This is a genomic window from Actinocatenispora sera, assembly GCF_018324685.1.
GTDB classification, from domain to species: domain Bacteria; phylum Actinomycetota; class Actinomycetes; order Mycobacteriales; family Micromonosporaceae; genus Actinocatenispora; species Actinocatenispora sera.
The window spans coordinates 2,271,484-2,288,580 of the sequence record NZ_AP023354.1 but is presented as its reverse complement, the minus strand read 5'-3'; the positions used below and the strand labels follow the sequence as shown (position 1 = coordinate 2,288,580).

15 protein-coding genes are annotated in these 17,097 nt (G+C 72.4%); 4 read left to right on the top strand and 11 right to left on the bottom strand.

All coding sequences use genetic code 11. The features are described from left to right. Positions 1-216: 216 nt before the first annotated feature. Positions 217-1,137: an NUDIX hydrolase gene (locus Asera_RS11050; protein WP_244843833.1), complete on the bottom strand. Its 921-nt coding sequence runs from the start codon at positions 1,135-1,137 to the stop codon at positions 217-219. Positions 1,138-1,306: 169 nt separating this feature from the next. On the opposite strand from Asera_RS11050, the gene Asera_RS11045 reads away from it, so the two are divergent. Beyond that, entirely contained in the window at positions 1,307-1,513 is a 207-nt protein-coding gene (locus Asera_RS11045) for a PspC domain-containing protein (RefSeq protein ID WP_030449288.1), read from the top strand. A 55-nt stretch (positions 1,514-1,568) separates the two neighbouring features. On the opposite strand, the gene guaA is transcribed toward Asera_RS11045, so the two are convergent. Then, positions 1,569-3,122 (bottom strand): glutamine-hydrolyzing GMP synthase, encoded by a 1,554-nt coding sequence (guaA, locus tag Asera_RS11040; protein WP_030449287.1) that lies wholly within the window; start codon positions 3,120-3,122, stop codon positions 1,569-1,571. A 240-nt stretch (positions 3,123-3,362) separates the two neighbouring features. After that, positions 3,363-3,959: a hypothetical protein gene (locus tag Asera_RS11035; RefSeq protein ID WP_030449286.1), complete on the bottom strand. Its 597-nt coding sequence runs from the start codon at positions 3,957-3,959 to the stop codon at positions 3,363-3,365. A gap of 115 nt (positions 3,960-4,074) precedes the next feature. Here Asera_RS11035 and Asera_RS11030 point away from each other — a divergent pair, with 115 nt between their 5' ends. Next, complete coding sequence (locus Asera_RS11030) at positions 4,075-4,968, top strand: DUF72 domain-containing protein (protein WP_030449285.1); 894 nt, start codon at positions 4,075-4,077, stop codon at positions 4,966-4,968. Positions 4,969-4,980: 12 nt separating this feature from the next. Here the strand turns inward: Asera_RS11030 and Asera_RS11025 are convergent, their stop codons facing one another. The 6 genes from Asera_RS11025 to Asera_RS11000 all read right to left on the bottom strand — a co-directional run bounded on the left by Asera_RS11025 (position 4,981) and on the right by Asera_RS11000 (position 10,621). Further along, entirely contained in the window at positions 4,981-5,349 is a 369-nt protein-coding gene (locus Asera_RS11025; RefSeq protein WP_030449284.1) for a hypothetical protein, read from the bottom strand. A gap of 212 nt (positions 5,350-5,561) precedes the next feature. Then, complete coding sequence (locus Asera_RS11020; protein ID WP_157035145.1) at positions 5,562-6,866, bottom strand: MBL fold metallo-hydrolase; 1,305 nt, start codon at positions 6,864-6,866, stop codon at positions 5,562-5,564. 56 nt (positions 6,867-6,922) lie between these two features. Next, positions 6,923-7,618, bottom strand: coding sequence for an HAD family hydrolase (locus Asera_RS11015; RefSeq protein WP_030449282.1), 696 nt, complete (start codon positions 7,616-7,618; stop codon positions 6,923-6,925). After that, on the bottom strand, positions 7,615-8,400 hold the full coding sequence (locus Asera_RS11010) for a carbohydrate ABC transporter permease (protein ID WP_211255777.1): 786 nt from the start codon (positions 8,398-8,400) through the stop codon (positions 7,615-7,617). The genes Asera_RS11015 and Asera_RS11010 overlap by 4 nt, the downstream gene beginning before the upstream one ends. Before the next feature lie 45 nt (positions 8,401-8,445). Next, a complete protein-coding gene (locus Asera_RS11005) occupies positions 8,446-9,720 on the bottom strand; it encodes an ABC transporter substrate-binding protein (protein WP_030449280.1) in 1,275 nt (424 codons plus the stop codon). Then, positions 9,713-10,621, bottom strand: a complete 909-nt coding sequence (locus Asera_RS11000; RefSeq protein ID WP_051802950.1) for a carbohydrate ABC transporter permease — start codon at positions 10,619-10,621, stop codon at positions 9,713-9,715. Before Asera_RS11000 ends, Asera_RS11005 begins: the two co-directional genes overlap by 8 nt. Before the next feature lie 309 nt (positions 10,622-10,930). Here Asera_RS11000 and Asera_RS10995 point away from each other — a divergent pair, with 309 nt between their 5' ends. Next, on the top strand, positions 10,931-11,722 hold the full coding sequence (locus tag Asera_RS10995; RefSeq protein ID WP_244843831.1) for a DUF72 domain-containing protein: 792 nt from the start codon (positions 10,931-10,933) through the stop codon (positions 11,720-11,722). 112 nt (positions 11,723-11,834) lie between these two features. Beyond that, positions 11,835-14,999, top strand: coding sequence for an ATP-binding protein (locus tag Asera_RS10990; protein ID WP_030449277.1), 3,165 nt, complete (start codon positions 11,835-11,837; stop codon positions 14,997-14,999). 69 nt (positions 15,000-15,068) lie between these two features. Here the strand turns inward: Asera_RS10990 and Asera_RS10985 are convergent, their stop codons facing one another. Both Asera_RS10985 and Asera_RS10980 read right to left on the bottom strand, forming a co-directional pair. Beyond that, positions 15,069-15,902, bottom strand: a complete 834-nt coding sequence (locus Asera_RS10985; protein WP_030449276.1) for an ABC transporter permease — start codon at positions 15,900-15,902, stop codon at positions 15,069-15,071. A 76-nt stretch (positions 15,903-15,978) separates the two neighbouring features. Continuing rightward, the gene (locus Asera_RS10980; protein WP_211255776.1) at positions 15,979-17,013 is read right to left on the bottom strand and encodes an ATP-binding cassette domain-containing protein; all 1,035 of its coding nucleotides are present in this window, start codon (positions 17,011-17,013) and stop codon (positions 15,979-15,981) included. Positions 17,014-17,097 lie beyond the last annotated feature (84 nt).

Sequence of the window (17,097 nt, the reverse complement as noted above, 5' to 3'; positions counted from 1 at the left end):
CTGTCCGTCACACGACGGCGGCGCCAAGGACTTGTCGGCACGCAGTCTCCTCCTCGCCGGATCGGCTGGTCCCGCCTCGTCGGCGGCCGACCGGCGCGCGTCCTACACCATGGCATATGAGTACATGCCTTGGCGATGCCAGTGATCGGTCACTCTAGCCGACAGCGTGACGAACCACTGCATATGCCTGCGGATGAGAAATACGCTGGGTGATGCTCAGCGCGACGACGAGAGTGCGTCGAGTGCCCGTTGTACGACATCGGTGATCGCGTGGTCGGCGATCCGTGTCGGACTGAACCACTCGGCCGCATCGGTCGAGTTGTCCGGGTCCATCACCCTGGGTCGGGTCGGCTCCGGCACCTGAACCCGATACAGTACGCGCACCGCGTGCCAGTCCAGGGGATACCCCTCCGGCCCGAGCGCGGCCGGATCGCGGTGGCTGGACACGTCGATCACCTCCCCCAGCACGCCGAGCTGATCGGTCTCCTCGCGCAGTTCGCGCAGCAGGCCCTGGCCGGGCTGCTCACCGTGATCCACGCCGCCACCGGGCAGGTGCCAGCGCCCGGCGCCCGGGTACCCGGGCGAGATGCGGGTCAGCAGCAGCCGGCCGGCCGGGTCGGTGGCCACCGCGTACGCGGCGAACCGCTGGCCGCGCGGCGCCCCGTCCGGCGACGGCTCGGGCGCGGGCTCCGCCGGCGGCAGGTCCGGCCGTACCCACGGGGCCCGCACCGGCTGCCCGAGCGCCGCCGCCACGAACGGCATCAGCCGCAACCCGGGCAGCTCCTCCGGCGCCACCCAGCGCACCAGGTCGGTGCTGCCGGACACCTCGGCGCGCAGCTCGCCGCCGAGCAGCCGCAGGTCGTACAGCACCCGGTCGGTGTGCAGCCGCTGGCCGCGCGCCGGGATCGCGAGCACGTCCGAGACCACGTCGCGCACCCCGGTCACCGCGACCCGCAGCCCCGTCTCCTCGGCGACCTCGCGTACCACCGTGTCGGCCGGCGCCTCGCCGTGCTCGACGCCGCCGCCGGGCAGGTACCAGGTGCCGGCGACGTCGGACAGCGCGGACGAACGGGTCAACAACACCCGGCCCGCGTCGTCGGTGAGCACTCCGTACGCGCCGATCCGCCGAGTCTGCACGCTGCCTCCGTCTCGGATGGGTGGACCCGCACCGGGTCAGGGTCGCGGGTCAGGGTGCGACCAGGGAACGCACCCGATGCCGCTCGGGCGATCGGTGCCGCACCGTGGAGGCATACCCAGTTCCTACCGCACCAGGGTGGGAACCGACGACAGCCGGGAGGCGGCTTCGATGGCGACACAGACCAACACGACCTATCGGCGACTGCTGCGCAGCCGGACCGACCGGAAGGTGGTCGGCGTCTGCGGTGGCCTCGGCGAGTACTTCGACGTCGACCCGACGCTGGTGCGCATCGCCGTGGTACTCGGCTCGCTGTTCACCGGCGGCACGCTGGTCATCGCCTACCTGGCGGCGGCGCTGTTCATCCCGGAGGACTGACGACAGGCGTTCACACCCCACCCCGGGACCGGGGGCCGGACGCGGCCCCCGGTCGTCACTCCCACTCGATGGTGCCCGGCGGCTTGCTGGTGATGTCCAGCGTGACCCGGTTGACCTCCGGCACCTCGTTGGTGATCCGGGTGGAGATGCGGGCGAGCACGTCGTAGGGCAGCTTGGCCCAGTCGGCGGTCATCGCGTCCTCGCTGACCACCGGCCGCAGCACCACCGGGTGCCCGTACGTGCGGCCATCGCCCTGCACCCCGACGGACCGCACGTCGGCCAGCAGTACCACCGGGAACTGCCAGATCGCTCCGTCCAGGCCGGCGGCGGTCAGCTCCTCGCGGGCGATCAGGTCGGCGGCGCGCAGCATGGTCAGCCGCTCCGGCGTCACCGCGCCGATGATCCGGATCGCCAGGCCCGGCCCCGGGAACGGGTGCCGCTGCACCATCTCGGTGGGCAGCCCCAGCTCGGCGCCGATCGCGCGCACCTCGTCCTTGAACAGCGTGCGCAGCGGTTCGACCAGGGTGAACGCCAGGTCGTCCGGCAACCCGCCGACGTTGTGGTGTGACTTGATGTTGGCGGTGCCGGTGCCGCCACCGGACTCCACCACGTCCGGGTAGAGCGTGCCCTGCACCAGGAACTGCACGCCCTCTACCGCGGCGACCTCCCGCGCGGCGGCCTCGAAGGTACGGATGAACTCGCGGCCGATGATCTTGCGCTTCTGCTCCGGGTCGGTGACGCCGGCGAGCTGGGACAGGAACGTCTCCGCCGCGTCGACCACCTTCAGCTTGATCCCGGTGGCCGCCACGTAGTCGCGCTCGACCTGCTCTGCCTCGCCCGCACGCAGCAGCCCGTGGTCGACGAACACGCAGGTCAGCTGGTCACCGACGGCCTCGTGGACGAGCGCCGCGGCGACCGCCGAGTCGACCCCGCCGGACAGCGCGCAGAGCACCGCCGCGTCGCCCACCTGGGCCCGGATCGCGGCCACCTGGTCGTCGATGACCGAACCGGTGGTCCAGTTCGGGGTCAACCCGGCCACGTCGTACAGGAACCGACGCAGCACGTCCTGCCCGTGCGGGGTGTGCGCCACCTCCGGGTGGAACTGGACGCCGGCCAGCCGCCGGGCGGTGTCCTCGAACGCCGCGACCGGTGCGCCGGCCGAGCGCGCGGTCACCGCGAAGCCGTCCGGCGCGGCCGTCACCGCGTCGTTGTGGCTCATCCACACCGACTGCTCCGCCGGCAGGTCGGCCAGCACCGCGCCCGGCGCGTCCACCAGCAGCGGGGTACCGCCGAACTCGCGCCGGCCGGTCTGCGCCACCGTGCCGCCGAGCGCCCGGGCCATCGCCTGGAAGCCGTAGCAGATGCCGAACACCGGCACGTCGGTACCGAACAGGGCCGGGTCGACGCCGGGCGCGTCCGCCGCGTACACGCTGGCCGGGCCGCCGGACAGGATGATCGCGACCGGGTCGCGGGCGAGCAGTTCGGACACCGACGCCGAATGCGGCACGATCTCGGAGTACAGCTGGAGCTCGCGCACCCGGCGCGCGATCAACTGCGCGTACTGCGCCCCGAAGTCGACGACCAGCACCGGACGCGGCGTGTTTTCCATGGTCCGAGGGTAGCCAGCGGGCCGGAGCGTCCCGGCGCCGGGACGCGGCGCCCAGCGGGCGGCCAGCCGGTCGGCGCCGGGCGCGGCCACGGCTGGCGCGGCCGGCGCGGCAACCCGCGGTCAGCCGGCACCGGGGCTGGCCGACCGGCTGTGCTGCGGCGCCGAGAAGCGGCGACCCGCGGTCGCCGGAAACGGGGCGTCGTGACCGGTGGCGCGCGATCGGGCCGGGCGCGGCGTGGGTCAGATGTCGCCGTACTTCGGGTGGGACAGCTGGACCCCGCCGGCGGCGTGCGAACCGGCGGGCAACGGGGTGAGCCAGAGCCGCCAGTCGGTCTGCACGTCCTGGCCCACCAGCGCCAGCCGCACCCGCACCGGCGTGCGGGTGGTCCACCCGTCGTACCGGCCGTCGAGCAACTTGTCGTAGGTGACCCAGGTGGGACGGATCACCACCGTCCAGCTGTCCGAGTGCTTCGGATCGGCCTGGACCGCCTGGGTGAACCCCACCGACCAGTTCTCGTAGTACACGTCACCGGACGGCTTCGGCAGCGTCGCCGCGGCTCGGATCAGGCGCAGGCGGCCGGGGTCGTCGTGGCAGCTGCCCGCGAGCTCGGCGCGACCCTCCGGATCGGCGGCCTCGCGCAGCCCGTGCATCCAGTTGGTCAGGAAGGTGTTCGCCTGACCGGCACTGCCCGGTCGGCCCTGCTGCGTCAGCGGAGGCGGGTCGGGCACGGTGAACTCCGGCGCGTGTACCTCGGTGGTGGCCGACCCGCAGCCGGCCAGCCCGGCCGCGACGAGACCGAGCGCGGCGACGGCGCCGAGGACCCTGGACAGACGCATGCCGGCAGGGTATCGGCGCGACGCGACGCGGGACACCGGGTGCAACCGGTCCGATACCGGGCCGTGACCCCGGTTCCGGTTGCCGGCGCGCCGCCGGCGCGGTGAACTGTCGGGTATGGGGGAGATCCGGGTGGGTACCGCGTCCTGGACCGACCGGACGCTGCTCGACTCCGGCTGGTACCCGGCGACGGCGGACAACCCGGAGCGGCGGCTCCGCTACTACGCCCGGCAGTACCCGCTGGTCGAGGTGGACGCGACGTACTACACGCCGCCGGCCGAGCGCACCGCGAGCAGCTGGGCGTCTCGTACGCCGGACGGGTTCACCTTCACGATCAAGGCGTTCAGCCTGCTGACCGGCCACCCGACCCGGGTCTCGGCAATCTACAAGGACCTGCGGCCGGACACCGACAAGCGCACCGTGTACCCGAAGGACCTGACACCGCAGACGCTGGAGGACTGCTGGGACCGGTTCTTCTCCGCCCTGGACCCGCTGGCGCAGGCGGGAAAGCTCGGCGGGATCCTGTTCCAGTTCCCGCCGTGGTTCACCATCCGGAGCGACAACAAGCAGTTCATCCTGGAGTGCGCGCACCGGTGCGCGCCGATCCCGGCTCTGGTGGAGCTGCGCAACGCCAGCTGGTTCGACGGCGACAACGCGGACGAGACGCTGAAGTTGCTGTCCCGCAACGAGATCCCATACGTCGCGGTCGACATGCCACAGGGCCACCGCTCCTCGGTACCGCCGGTGTTGCGCGCCACCGCCCCGGTCTCGGCGATGCGCTTCCACGGGCACAGTCCACAGTGGACGAGCAAGGACATCCACGAGAAGTTCGGCTACCACTACTCCGACGCCGAACTCGCGCAGTGGGCACCCCGGCTCGCCCGCCTCGCCGACGACTCGGACCGCACCTACGTCCTGCTCAACAACTGCTACCGCGACTATGCCCAGACCAACGCCACCCGCCTGATCGACCTCCTCGACGCCGAGAACGCGACCGTCGTCCGTGCCTGACCGGCCATCCGATCACAGGACGAAGAGCGCCTGGTCGAGGACCCAACAGATGTCGACGATGATTCCACCCAGCGCCGCCAGGACGGCCGCCACCGACAACAGTGCCCATCGCTCTTCCGGCGGCCGGGGCCGCGCCGACAACCAACAACCCGCGCTCACCACCACGATCAGGGTTGGCATCAGGAGAACCGCGAACTGGAGCTGCTGCGTCGCGAAGTCGTGTCGCGGTGCCATGAACGTACCGCCGCGCTCGGCCAGCCGCTCGGACCGGTAGCTCGTCCAGGAGGTCGCGATGAGCACCGTCAACATCGCCGCGGTCAGCACGTTCAGGACCGCCGCCACGACGAGCGAGACGACGCTTCGTCCGCCTCGTACCTGCATTCTTTCGATGCGCGAACCCCACCAGACCCGCGGCGTCGCGGCGACCCGGCACCCTCGCTGCGCAACAACAGCGGCCGGCGAGCGGCGACTCGCGCCCCGCGTGGGCGTTCCGGCGCTCCTTTGCTCTGCTTCCGGGTAGGAAGCACGGGCGCTTCCCATGAGGAAGCAGAGCAAAGGGCGCTGGCTGTCCGTAGGGCCTTGGCGGTGACGGGTCAGAGCGGGTCACCGGTGATGGTGTACCGGGTGGCGTAGCTGGGCACGAGGCGGTGGGTGCCGATCGGGGGGTGCAGGCGGGTCGGCTCGGTGGTGTGGATCGGCGCGACCGTGGTCGGGTGGATGCGCTGCACCATCCGGTGCAGGTCGTCCGGCGACGCGTGGCCGGAACAGCCGATCGTGTGCAGCGGTACGGACAGCGTGGCGAGCCAGCCGGTGAGCAGCGACCAGCGGGGGTCGAACGCACCGAGCGGCTCGCCGTTGGCGTGCACGTACGCGGAGTCCGCGGACAGCGGCAGATCCAGCAGCGCCGGGAACTCGTACGGTTCCGGCGCGACGACGAAGTCGCCGGGCGCGGCGTGCAGGTCGGCGAGCGGTACCGCGTCGAGCGGTTCGGCGTCGACCCCCATTCGACGCAGGAAGGCGGCGACCCCGCTCGGCCACAGCAGCCGGCGGCCGGCCGTCTCCGTGCAGGCGACGAACTCGGCGGCCCGCTCGACGTCGCGCGGGTACAGCGCGAGCAGCATCAGCCCGGCGGTCTCGCGCAGCAGGGTGCGGTACGAGTCGGTGACGTCGTCCTCGTTTCGGGGCGGGCCGTCCGGCGCCGGCCAGCCGAGCGTGGTACCCTCGGTGACCAGCAGGTCGCAGCCCGCCGCCCGGTCCACGAAACCCTCCGACCGGCCCGGATGGCGGCCGTGGAACCGGATGTCGCCGGTGTAGGCGAGCACCCCGTCGGGGGTGCGGACCAGGTAGCCACTGGCGCCCGGCACGTCGTGATCGACCGGCACGCACTCGACGCTGATCTCTCCACAGTGGACAATCTCGCCGTCGTCGAGCGGCCGCCAGGACGGCTCGTGCCCGGGCAGCCCCTCCCCGGTGTCGGCCAGCGCGGCCAGCAGCCGCACCGCGTCGCGGTGCGCGTGCACCGGAACGTCCGGGCGGACGAATCCGGCCAGGCCGACGTGGTCCAGGTGCGGGTGGCTGACGAACACGGCGGTCTCCCCCACCGGCTCGGCCAGCGCGGCCAACTCAGCCTCCGCGCCGGCGCCGGCCAGCGCGGCCGGCTCACCGGAACCCGGCAGCAGGGCCGGATCGAACAGCCCGGGAATCCTCGGTGCGGCGCCCACCCGCAGCCGGTCGGCGAGCTCCCGGCCCGGTCGCGGCGTCACCGGCGCGCGGAACAGGTCGCCGCCGGCCGGGATGTCCAGGCCGATGTCCAGCAACACCCGGTGCCCGCCGTGGCTAACCATGATCTTGCTGGATCCGATGACCCCGAGGCCGCCGAAGAATTCCACAGTGGACACGCACAACTCCCGTTGCTGGTTGGGGATCGATCGCCACCGCCGGCCGACGAAGGTCGTCAGCCGACCTGGTGGGTCGCGACGAACGCGGCCGGATCGGCCGCCCAGCTGCGGACTCCGGGCAGCAGGTCGTCCACGACTCGCCCGGAGAGCTGCGCCGGCCCGGCCCGCCGGCCGAACCGGTCAACATACCCACCGATCGCACCGAGCCGCAACGCGGGGGCGATGTCGTTGCGCCAGTGGTCGCCGATGCTGAGCAACCGGTGCGGTTGCGCGGCCGCGCCGATCGAGCGCAGCAGCCGGGTCGCCAGCGGAACCAGCCCGTCCGGCTTGCGGGCGCTGAAGACCACCTCGGCGAACAGGTTCGCCACCCCGAGCCGGTCGAGCAGCGCGGCCAGCCCGTCGGCCGGGCTGTTGGTCGCGAGCACCGGCAGGCAACGGTCGCGCAGCTCGGTCACCAGCCGTACCAGCGGTTCCGAGACCGTGACCGACACGGTCCCGTCGGCCATCCCGTACCGGGAGCGCAGGAACGCGGCGTCGGCGAGCCGGCGCGGCACCGTACCGGCGAGTGACCGTACCGCCTCCCAGCCGTCGGCGGCGACGATCGGCGAGGTGCCGGCCAGGTACTCCTCGACCCCGGGTACCAGGGCGGGGTTGCCGGTCAGCGCGGCCAGTTCGGCGGCGTAGCACCGGATCGGCTCGTCGCCGGTGTAGAGCGTGCCGTCCAGGTCGATCAGCAGGATACCCTCGATCACTTCAGGCCTCCTGCCGCGGAGTACGCGCCGGTGACGAAGTGTCGTTGCAGCGCAAGGAAGATCGCAAGCACCGGGAGCGTGGTGAAGGTGACCGCGGCCGACAGCCCGGTCCAGTCGGTGCCCTCGGCGCCGTAGAACGTGGCCAGGCCGACCTCGACCGGTTGCACCGAGGTGGAGGAGGTCATGATGAACGGCCAGACGAACGCGTTCCACGAGCCCATGAACACGTTGAGCGCCACGATGATGACCGCCGGACGCACCAGCGGTACCCCGATCGACCACAGCGCGCGGAGCTTCCCGGCGCCGTCCAGCTCGGCGGCGTCGAACAGCTCGGCCGGCAGCCCGGCGAAGAACTGCCGGACCAGGAAGATGCCGAACACGCTGCCGCCGAACGGGATGATCTGGATCCAGTAGGTGTCCAGCCAGTCGATCGTCTGCGCGATCACGTAGTCCGGGATCAGCAGGACGGTCTGCGGCACCATCATCACGGCCAGCACGACGGTGAACAGCGCCGTGCGGCCGCGGAACCGCAGCACCCCGAACGCGTACCCGGCCAGTACCGAGGTGACCACGGCGAGGACCACCGTGCACAGCGCGATCAGGACGGTGTTGCCGAACAGCCGGACCCACGGTGCCGCCGCCCAGGCGCGGGCGTAGTTCGCCCAGTGCCAGTGCGGCAGCAGCGACGGCGGGAACGTGTACACGTCGCTGGTGCGGGCCAGCGAGGTGATCAGCACCCACCAGAACGGGCCCAGGAACGTCAACCCGACAACGACCGCCACGACACGGCGCAGTACCGGGCCGACCACGCGTCGCCGGGTCGCCACCTACTGCCCCGACTTCATCGCGTCGACGGCCTGCTTCTGGGCCGAGCCGAGCGCCGCCGACGCCGACTGCTTGCCGGTGATCGCCGACTGCATCGCCACCGCGAGCATGCCCTGCGCCTGCGTGATCCACGGGTACGGCGGGTCCGCCTTGGCGGTCGTCAGCGCCTGGGCGGCGAACTTCTGGTACGGGTTCTTCTTGACGAAGTCGGTCATCTTCGGCAGTGCGGCGGGTGTCACCGGCAGGTAGCCGGAGTACTCCGCCCAGTACGCCTGGGAGTCGGCGGAGGTGAGGAACTTCAGGTAGCTCCAGGCCGCCTTGCGCTCCGCGTCGGACGCCTTGGCGAACATCACGATGTTGGTGCCGGCCATCTGGTTGGCCCGGGTGCCACCGGGACCGGTGGGCAGCGGGGCGGTGCCCATCGGGAACTTCCCGCCCACCGCCTTGGCGTTGAAGTAGTAGCTCGCGACGCTGGAGATGTCGAAGCCGCCCTTGCCGGCGCCGAGGGCCACCTGGCCCGGGTAGTTCTTGCCCAGCGTCAGCGCGCCCGCCTTCTTGAGCCCGACGAGGAAGTTCATCGCCTTGACCGCGGCCGGGCTGGTGAACTGCGGCTTGCCGTCGGCGGAGAACACCGGTGTCCCGTTCGCCTGGGACAGGATCTCGAACCAGGCCTCGCCGCCGGCCGGCCCGGCCGAGCCGCCGGGGTCGATGGCGATGCCGACGGTTCCGTTGCCGGACACCGCCTTCGCCGCCGCGGCGAACTCGTCCCAGGTCTTCGGGGCGCCCTTTCCCTTGGCGGACAGCATCTTCTGGTTGTAGTACTGGATGACCACGCTCTTGTTGAACGGCCACATGTAGAGCTTGTGGTCGGACGGCAGGTAGAGGTCGCCGCGCACGCTGGGATACAGCGCCTTCAGGTCGGCCGGCTTCGCGTAGTCGGTCAGCGGCACCACCACGTTGCTGTTGGCGAACGTGGCCGCCCAGTCCGAGTACACCTGGCCGATCGTCGGCGGTTTCCCGGCGGACAGCGCCGCGGTCTCCTTGTTGCGCAGCGTGCCGTAGTCCGGCTCGACCTGCAGCTGCACGTCGATGTCGGGGTGCGCCTTCTCGAACCGCCTGGTCAGCGTCTCCATCGTGGGCTTGAGCGCGCCGGCGCTCATCGCCTCCATGAAGGTGATCGTGGTCTTGCCGGACGACGAGCCCGATCCGCAGGCGGCGAGCCCGCCCGCGCCGAGCACGCACACCGCGAGCGCGGCGGCGACACGAGTCTTACGCACTGGTACTCCTAGCTGAGGTGGACCGACGGGTGCGGAACTGCAACACCGTGAACAGCGCGGTGACGACGAACAGCACGACGGCGAGCGCCGCCGCGTAGCCGGTGTGGAAGAAGACGAACGCCTCCTGGTACAGCAGGTAGCTCAGCGTGGTGGTGGCGTCCGCGGGGCCACCCTCGGTCATCACGAAGAACTGGGTGAACGCCTGCAGCGACGAGATCGTCGAGACGGTGACGACGAACAGGGTGACCGGCCGCAGCTGCGGCCAGGTGACGTACCAGAACTCCTGCCAGCGGTTCGCCCCGTCGACCCGGGCCGCCTCGCCCAGCTCGCCGCTGACCACGGCGAGGCCGCCGAGGAAGATCACCACGGTGAACCCGACCTCGTGCCACAGGCTGTAGGTGAGGATCGCCGGCATCGCGGTGGTGGACGACTCGAGCCAGTCCACCGCCGGCAGGTGCAGCCAGCGCAGGATCGCGTTGGCCAGGCCGAACTGCGGGTTGAAGATCCATACCCAGACGATCGAGGTGGCCACCAGCGGCGTCACGTGCGGCACGAACACCGCCACCCGCACGCCGGACAGCCAGGCCCCGCCGCGGGACAGCAGCAGCGCGATCGCGAGGGAGATCGCGGTGCCGCCGATGACCATGCCAGCGGTGAAGTACAGGGAGGTCAGCGCGCTCGCCGCGAACGACGGCGTGGAGTGTGCGAACAGCCTGCGGTAGTTGTCCGCGCCGATGAACGTCGACTGCGACGCGTTCAGCGGGTTCCAGTTGAACAGGCTGATCACGAACGTGTAGCCGGTCGGCAGGATGGTGAAGACCGCGAAGATCGCCAGCGCCGGCAGGCTGAACAGCACCGCGGTCGGACCGGACCGGTCGCGCGAGCGTCGCCGGCTCCGCACCGCGACCCCGCGCCGGCTGGGTCGGTCTAGCTGCGTCGTCGCCACGGTCTCGCACGTCCTCTTCCCGCCTCACACTTCCAGTTTTCGGGAAGTTAAGGCGCCGAACGTATCCCAAGGGTTAGTCTGGAAAGTTCCGGCTATGAACGATGCTTGAGCTTACAAGCCGACTGACATGCCGGATAGGTCTCTCCGGCGCGATCTGCAAACTGTTATGCCCGCGTTGCCCCGATCCCACATGCCGGACGATTTCGCCCACCGTGTAGCGCGCCGCGCCGGGCGAGGAGCCGGCGGGCAGCGCAGACTGGGTGGGTGAGCGGTCGCGGAGCGGCCCGGATCGTGCTCGGCACGTCCGGCTGGCAATACCGGGACTGGCGGGGCGTCCTCTACCCGGCCGGGGTGCCGCAGCGCCGCTGGCTGGAGCACTACGCGGCGCGGTTCGACACGGTCGAGCTGAACAACGCGTTCTACCGGCTGCCCAGCCGCGAGACGTTCGCGGCCTGGCGGCAGCGCACCCCGGACGGGTTCGTCCTCACGGTCAAGGCCAGCCGCTACCTCACCCACGTACGCCGGCTGCGCGAGCCGGCCGAACCGGTGGCCCGGCTGCTGTCGCACGCCGCCGGCCTCGGCGACCGGCTCTGCCCGATCCTGCTGCAACTGCCGCCGACCCTCACCGCCGAACCGGAGCGGCTCGCCGCCACCCTCGCGGCGTTTCCGGCCGGGCAGCGCGTGGCGGTCGAGCCGCGGCACGAGTCCTGGTGGACGCCGTCGACCCGGGACCTGCTCGAACGGCACGGCGCCGCGCTGTGCTGGGCCGACCGCTTCGGCCCGGTCACCCCCACCTGGCGGACCGCCGACTTCGGCTACCTGCGGCTGCACGAGGGCGGTACCGAGCCGTGGCCGCACTACCCGAGCGACGCGCTGCGCCGGTGGCTGGACCGCATCGGCGAGACGTTCGCCGGCACCGAGACCTACGTGTATCTCAACAACGACCCGCACGGGTTCGCCGTCACCGACGCGGTCGAGCTGGCCGAGCTGGCGCGTACCGCGGGGCTGTCGGTCACCCGCACACCGACCGACCTGCCGGTCGCCGGTACCGGCTGACCCGGTCGAGATGTCCGCTGCGCGCCCTTCGGGGCGATCCTTGCCCGCCCCCGCACGCCCGGCACCGGTGCGGCGCCGAAATCCGCTGGCGGCGGCCCATATCCTGGGTCGTGTGGCTCCGGTGCTGACCCTGCTCGACGGCGTCCGCTGGCACGGGACGCCGATCTCCGGGGACCGGGCGCGGACGCTGCTCGCGCTGCTCGCCCTGCACCCGCACGCGGGCGTCGCCGACCGGCAGCTGGTCGCCCGGCTGTGGCCGGACCAGCCGCCGGCCAACCCGACCAAGGCGCTGCAGGTGGTGGTCTCGCGCACCCGGGCGGCGACCGCCGCGGACGCGGTGCTGCGTACCCCGGGCGGGTACCGGCTGGGGCTGGCCGACGACCAGGTGGACGCGCTGCGACTGACCTCCGCCGTGCAGCAGGCCCGGCAGGCGCTCGGCGCCGGCCGGGCCGACGATGCCCGCCGGCTGGCCGAGGACGCGCTGCGGCTCGGCGGCGCCCTCCCGGTACCGCCGGACGGGCCGCTCGCCGAGCTCACCGGGCAGGCCGCGGCCCGGTGCGCCGCCGCCCGGCGGATCGCGGGGATGGCGCGCAGCCTCGGCGGCGACCACGACGGCGCGCTGCCGCTGCTCGAGGCGGCGCTGCCCGACCACCCCGGCGACGAGGAACTGCTCGCCCAGCTGCTGCGCAGCGAGGCCGCGGTCCGGGGCACCGGGCCGGCACTGCAGCGGTACGAGCGGCATCGCGCGGCGCTGCGAGAGCGGCTCGGCGCCGACCCCGGGCCCGAGCTGACCCGGGTGCACGCGGAGCTGCTCGCCGCCGACCGGCCGGTACGCACCGGGCTGTACTACGACTCCTCCGCCCTGCTCGGCCGCGACCGGGACATCGCCGCGGTGCTCGGCCTGCTCGGCTCGCACCGGGTGGTGTCGATCGTCGGCCCCGGCGGACTCGGCAAGACCCGGCTCGCGCACGCCGTCGGCCGCCGCTCCACCGCACCGGTGGTGCACTTCGTCGAGCTCGTCGGCGTCTCCACGCCGGAGGCGGTGGTCGGCGAGGTGGGCGCGATGCTCGGGGTGCGCGATTCGGTGCCCGGCCGGCGGATGCTCACCGCCCAGCAGCGCGCCGACGTACGCGGCCGGCTGGCCCGGCAGCTGGACGGCGCACCCGCGCTGCTGATCCTGGACAACTGCGAGCACCTGGTGGCCGCGGTGGCCGAGCTCGCCGCGTACCTGGTGGCCACGACCCGCGACCTGCGGGTGCTGGCCACCTCGCGGGCGCCCCTGTCGATCCCCGCCGAGCAGGTCTACCCGCTCGCCGAACTGGCCGGCCCGGACGCCGAGACGCTCTTCGCGCAGCGTGCCCTGGCCGTCCGGCCGGGCGCCACCCTCGCCGAGCCGACCGTCCGCGAGATCGTCACCCGGCTGGACGGCCTGCCGCTCGCGATCGAACTGGCCGCGGCCAAGGTACGGGTGATGTCGGCGGAGGAGGTCGCCCGCCGGCTGGCCGACCGGTTCGCGTTGCTGCGCGGCGGCGACCGTAGCGCGCCGGACCGGCACCGGACGCTGCGTGCGGTGATCGAGTGGTCCTGGAACCTGCTCGACGACGCGCAGCGGCAGGCGCTGGAGTGGCTGTCGCTGTTCGGCGACGGGTTCACCCTCGACGCGGCCGAACGGATGCTCGGCCCGGCCGCGCTGTCCGCGGTGCATGCGCTCGCCGAGCAGTCGCTGCTGACCGTCCAGGAGACCGGGACGGGGCTGCGCTACCGGATGCTGGAGACGGTCCGGGAGTTCGGCCGGCTCCGGCTGACGGAGGCGGGCCAGGCGGACGCGGCCCGAGCGGCCCAGCGCGACTGGGCGATCGACTACACCGCGCGGCACTCCGCGGCGCTGTTCGGTCCGGACCAGTTCGACGCGGCGGACGCCCTGTGGGCCGAGGAGGGCAACCTCGGCGAGCTGCTGCGCCAGGCGCTGGCCGAGCCGGACCGGCCGACCCTGGTACACCTGCTGGCCGGGCTCGCGCCGCTGTGGTCGCTGCGCGGCGACCACCTGCGCCTCATCGCGCAGGGCGACGCGATCAGCGCCACTCTCGCCGGTTGGCACCCACCTCCGGACCTGGTCGAGGTCACCCGGGCGGCGGTGGTGACGACGCTGATGAACATCATGACCATCCTGGACGACGAGCTGTCGCTGCCGCTGCGCGAGCTGCTCGCCCGGCTGCCGACCGGGCCGGACACCGAGCCCCGCATCGCCGCGATGGCGACGGTACTGCTGGCCTGCGATCCGGCCGAGGGCCTCGCGAGCCGGTGGCAGCTCGAAGAGCTCCGGCGCAGCGACGACCCCAACGTGGTCTTCCTGGCCGCGCAGGTGACGAGCTTCCTGCTGGAGAACGCCGGCGAACCGGAGGCGGCGGCGACCGCCGCGGAGGAGGCGCTCGCGCTGTCGCTCGGCACCGACGGTCCGTGGGTGGCGGCCATCCTGCACGCGATGCTGGCGTCGCTGCGACTGCGGTTGGGCGACCCTCGGCGCGCGGTCGAGCACGCCCGCGCTGCGCTGCCGGTACTGACCCGGGTGGGGTCGGTCGACGACCAGACGCAGATGCGGGCCGTGCTGTTCACCGCCGCGATCCACCACGGCGACCTGGACGCCGCGAAACGCGAGCTGGCCGGCATCGCCCGGGCCGTCGACGGCACCGCGGTCTTCGGCAGCTTCGGGCTCATCCACCTCTGTACCGCCGAGCTGGCCCTGGCGAGTGGCGAGCGGGAGCGGGCGCTGGCGGAGTTCCGGCTGGCGGTGCGCCGGGCCCGCGACTTCCGGGTACCGAACCCGGCGGTCTTCACCGGCGCCGAGCCCTGGGTGATGACCGCCGAGGCGGCGGCGCTGACCGCGTACGCCCGGTTCGCCGGGCCGGCGGAGCTGGCGTTCGGCACGGGGCTCTACGCCGACTCCGTCCGCAGCGTCCGCCGCCTGCTGTTCGGCGTTACCGCGTTCCCGGACTACCCGGTGGCCGGCGCGCTGCTGTTCGGGCTCGCCAGCTGGGCGCTGCTGCGACACGCACTGGAGACCGAACCGGCGGTCCGGATGCTGGTGCTGTCCGAACGGTTCGGCGGGGTACGCGTGGTCCCGGTGATGGCGCCGGAGCGACTCGTCCCGCACGCCGAACGGGCCGCGCCGGGCCGCCTCGACGCGGTACGCGCGGAGTACGGCCAGCGCCGCGGACCGGCGCTGCGGGACGAGGCGGAGCGGGTACTCGACGAGGCGTTCGGACCGGACGCAGGCTGACGCCGGCAGCGCCCGGATCGAGGCACTGCCGGCGCCACCGTCACGCCGGCACCGTGGTACGGCGGTGGGTCACAGGTGCCGGCGGTAGCTGCGTACCGACAGCGGGGCGAAGATCGCCACGACCACCAGGCAGGCCAGCAGCGTCCAGCCCACCTCGGCGCTGATGGTGCCCTCGTTGGCCAGGTCACGGGCCGCGGTGACCATGTGCGACACCGGGTTGACCCGGACGAACGCCTGCAGCCAGCCCGGCAGCGAGGTCAGCGGCACGAACGCGTTGGACAGGAACGTCAGCGGGAACATGATCATCATCGAGATGCCCTGTACCGCCTGGGCGCTGCGGGCGATCGTGCCGACCCAGGTGAACGCCCAGGCCAGCGACCACCCGCTGATGATCGCGAGCAGGATCGCGCCGAGCACCCCGAGCGCCCCGCCGTCCGGCCGGTACCCGACCGCGATGCCCATGCCGAACGTCAGCGTCGCGGCGATCGCGTACCGCACCAGGTCGGCGACCATCGGACCGGCCAGCGGCGCGATCCGCGCCATCGGCAGCGACTTGAACCGGTCGAAGACGCCCTTCTCCATGTCCTCGCGCAGCTGGGTACCGGTGGCCATGCAGGTGGTCAGCACCGTCTGGGCGAGGATGCCGGGGATCATCAGCGGCAGGTAGCTGCGCACGTCGCCGGCGATCGCGCCGCCGAAGATGTACGCGAACATCGCGGTGAACAGGATCGGCTGCAGCGTCACGTCGAAGAACTGCTCCGGGTTGCGGCGCATCTTCTTCAACGCCCGCCACGCCATCGTCATCGTCTGGCTGACGACCTCACCCGGGCTGATCCGCCGGCGTGCCGCGGCGACCCGGTCCGCCGGCCGTACCCGCTCACCGGTCACCGAAATCGCACTCATCGCCGTTCCTCCTTCGTCGGAACGCCGATGAGGCACCAAGGCGCACCATGCCCATGATTCACTCGCTCACGCTCGCTCATCGCCGTTCCTCCTTCGTGGACTCGTCGTCCTGGGACTCGGCCGGGTGGCCGGTCAGGGTGAGGAACGCCTCGTCCAGGCTGGGCGCCTCGACGCTGACCGACGCAACCCGGATGCCGGCGTCGCGTAGCGCGACCAGTACCTCGGCGGCCAGGTCGGCCTGCTTCAGCGGCGCCTGCAGCCGGGACCGCTCCGGGCTGAGGATCGGATCGATCCCCAGCACCCGGCGGATCACGTCGCCGGCCGCACCGGTCTGCTCCGGCTCGGCGAGCACCAGCTTCAGGCTGGTGTCGCCGACCGCGGCCTTCAGCTCCTCCGGCGTGCCCTCGGCGACCTTGCGGCCGTGATCGATCACCGCGATCCGGTCGGCGAGCTGGTCCGCCTCGTCCAGGTACTGGGTGGTCAGCAGCACGGTGCAGCCGTCGGCCACCAGGCCGCGGATCGTGTCCCACATCTGGCCGCGGGTGTGCGGGTCCAGCCCGGTGGTGGGCTCGTCCAGGAAGATCAGCGGCGGGGTGGTGATCAGGCTCGCGGCGAGGTCGAGCCGCCGGCGCATCCCGCCGGAGAACTTGGCGATGGTCTTGTCCGCCGCGTCGCCCAGCCCGAACCGGTCCAGCAGGTCGACGGCGAGCTTCTTGCCGCGCGCCGACCGGATGCCGTGCAGCCGGGCGAACAGCCACAGGTTCTCCCGCGCGGTCAGGTTCTCGTCGACCGAGGCGTACTGCCCGGTGACGCCGACGAGCTGGCGGATCACGTGTGGCTGGCGGGCCACGTCGACGCCGAAGATCTCCGCGTGGCCGGCGTCGATGCGCAGCAGCGTCGCCAGCATCCGCAGCGTGGTGGTCTTGCCGGCGCCGTTGGGGCCGAGTACCCCGAAGACCCCGCCGGTGGGGATCACCAGGTCGATGCCGTCGACCGCGCGTTGCCCGCCGAAGGACTTGACCAGCCCCTCGGCGTACACCGCGAGGTCGGCGCCCCCGGTACCCGGGCGGCCGGACGGCCGGCGGGTGGTGTCCATGCTTGTGATGCTCATACGGACAGCGTGGCGCGAGCCGGTTTCAGCTCGCCTTCACCGGGTTGCGCCACGGCTTCCCCGCCGGTTCGCGGTAGCCGGCGC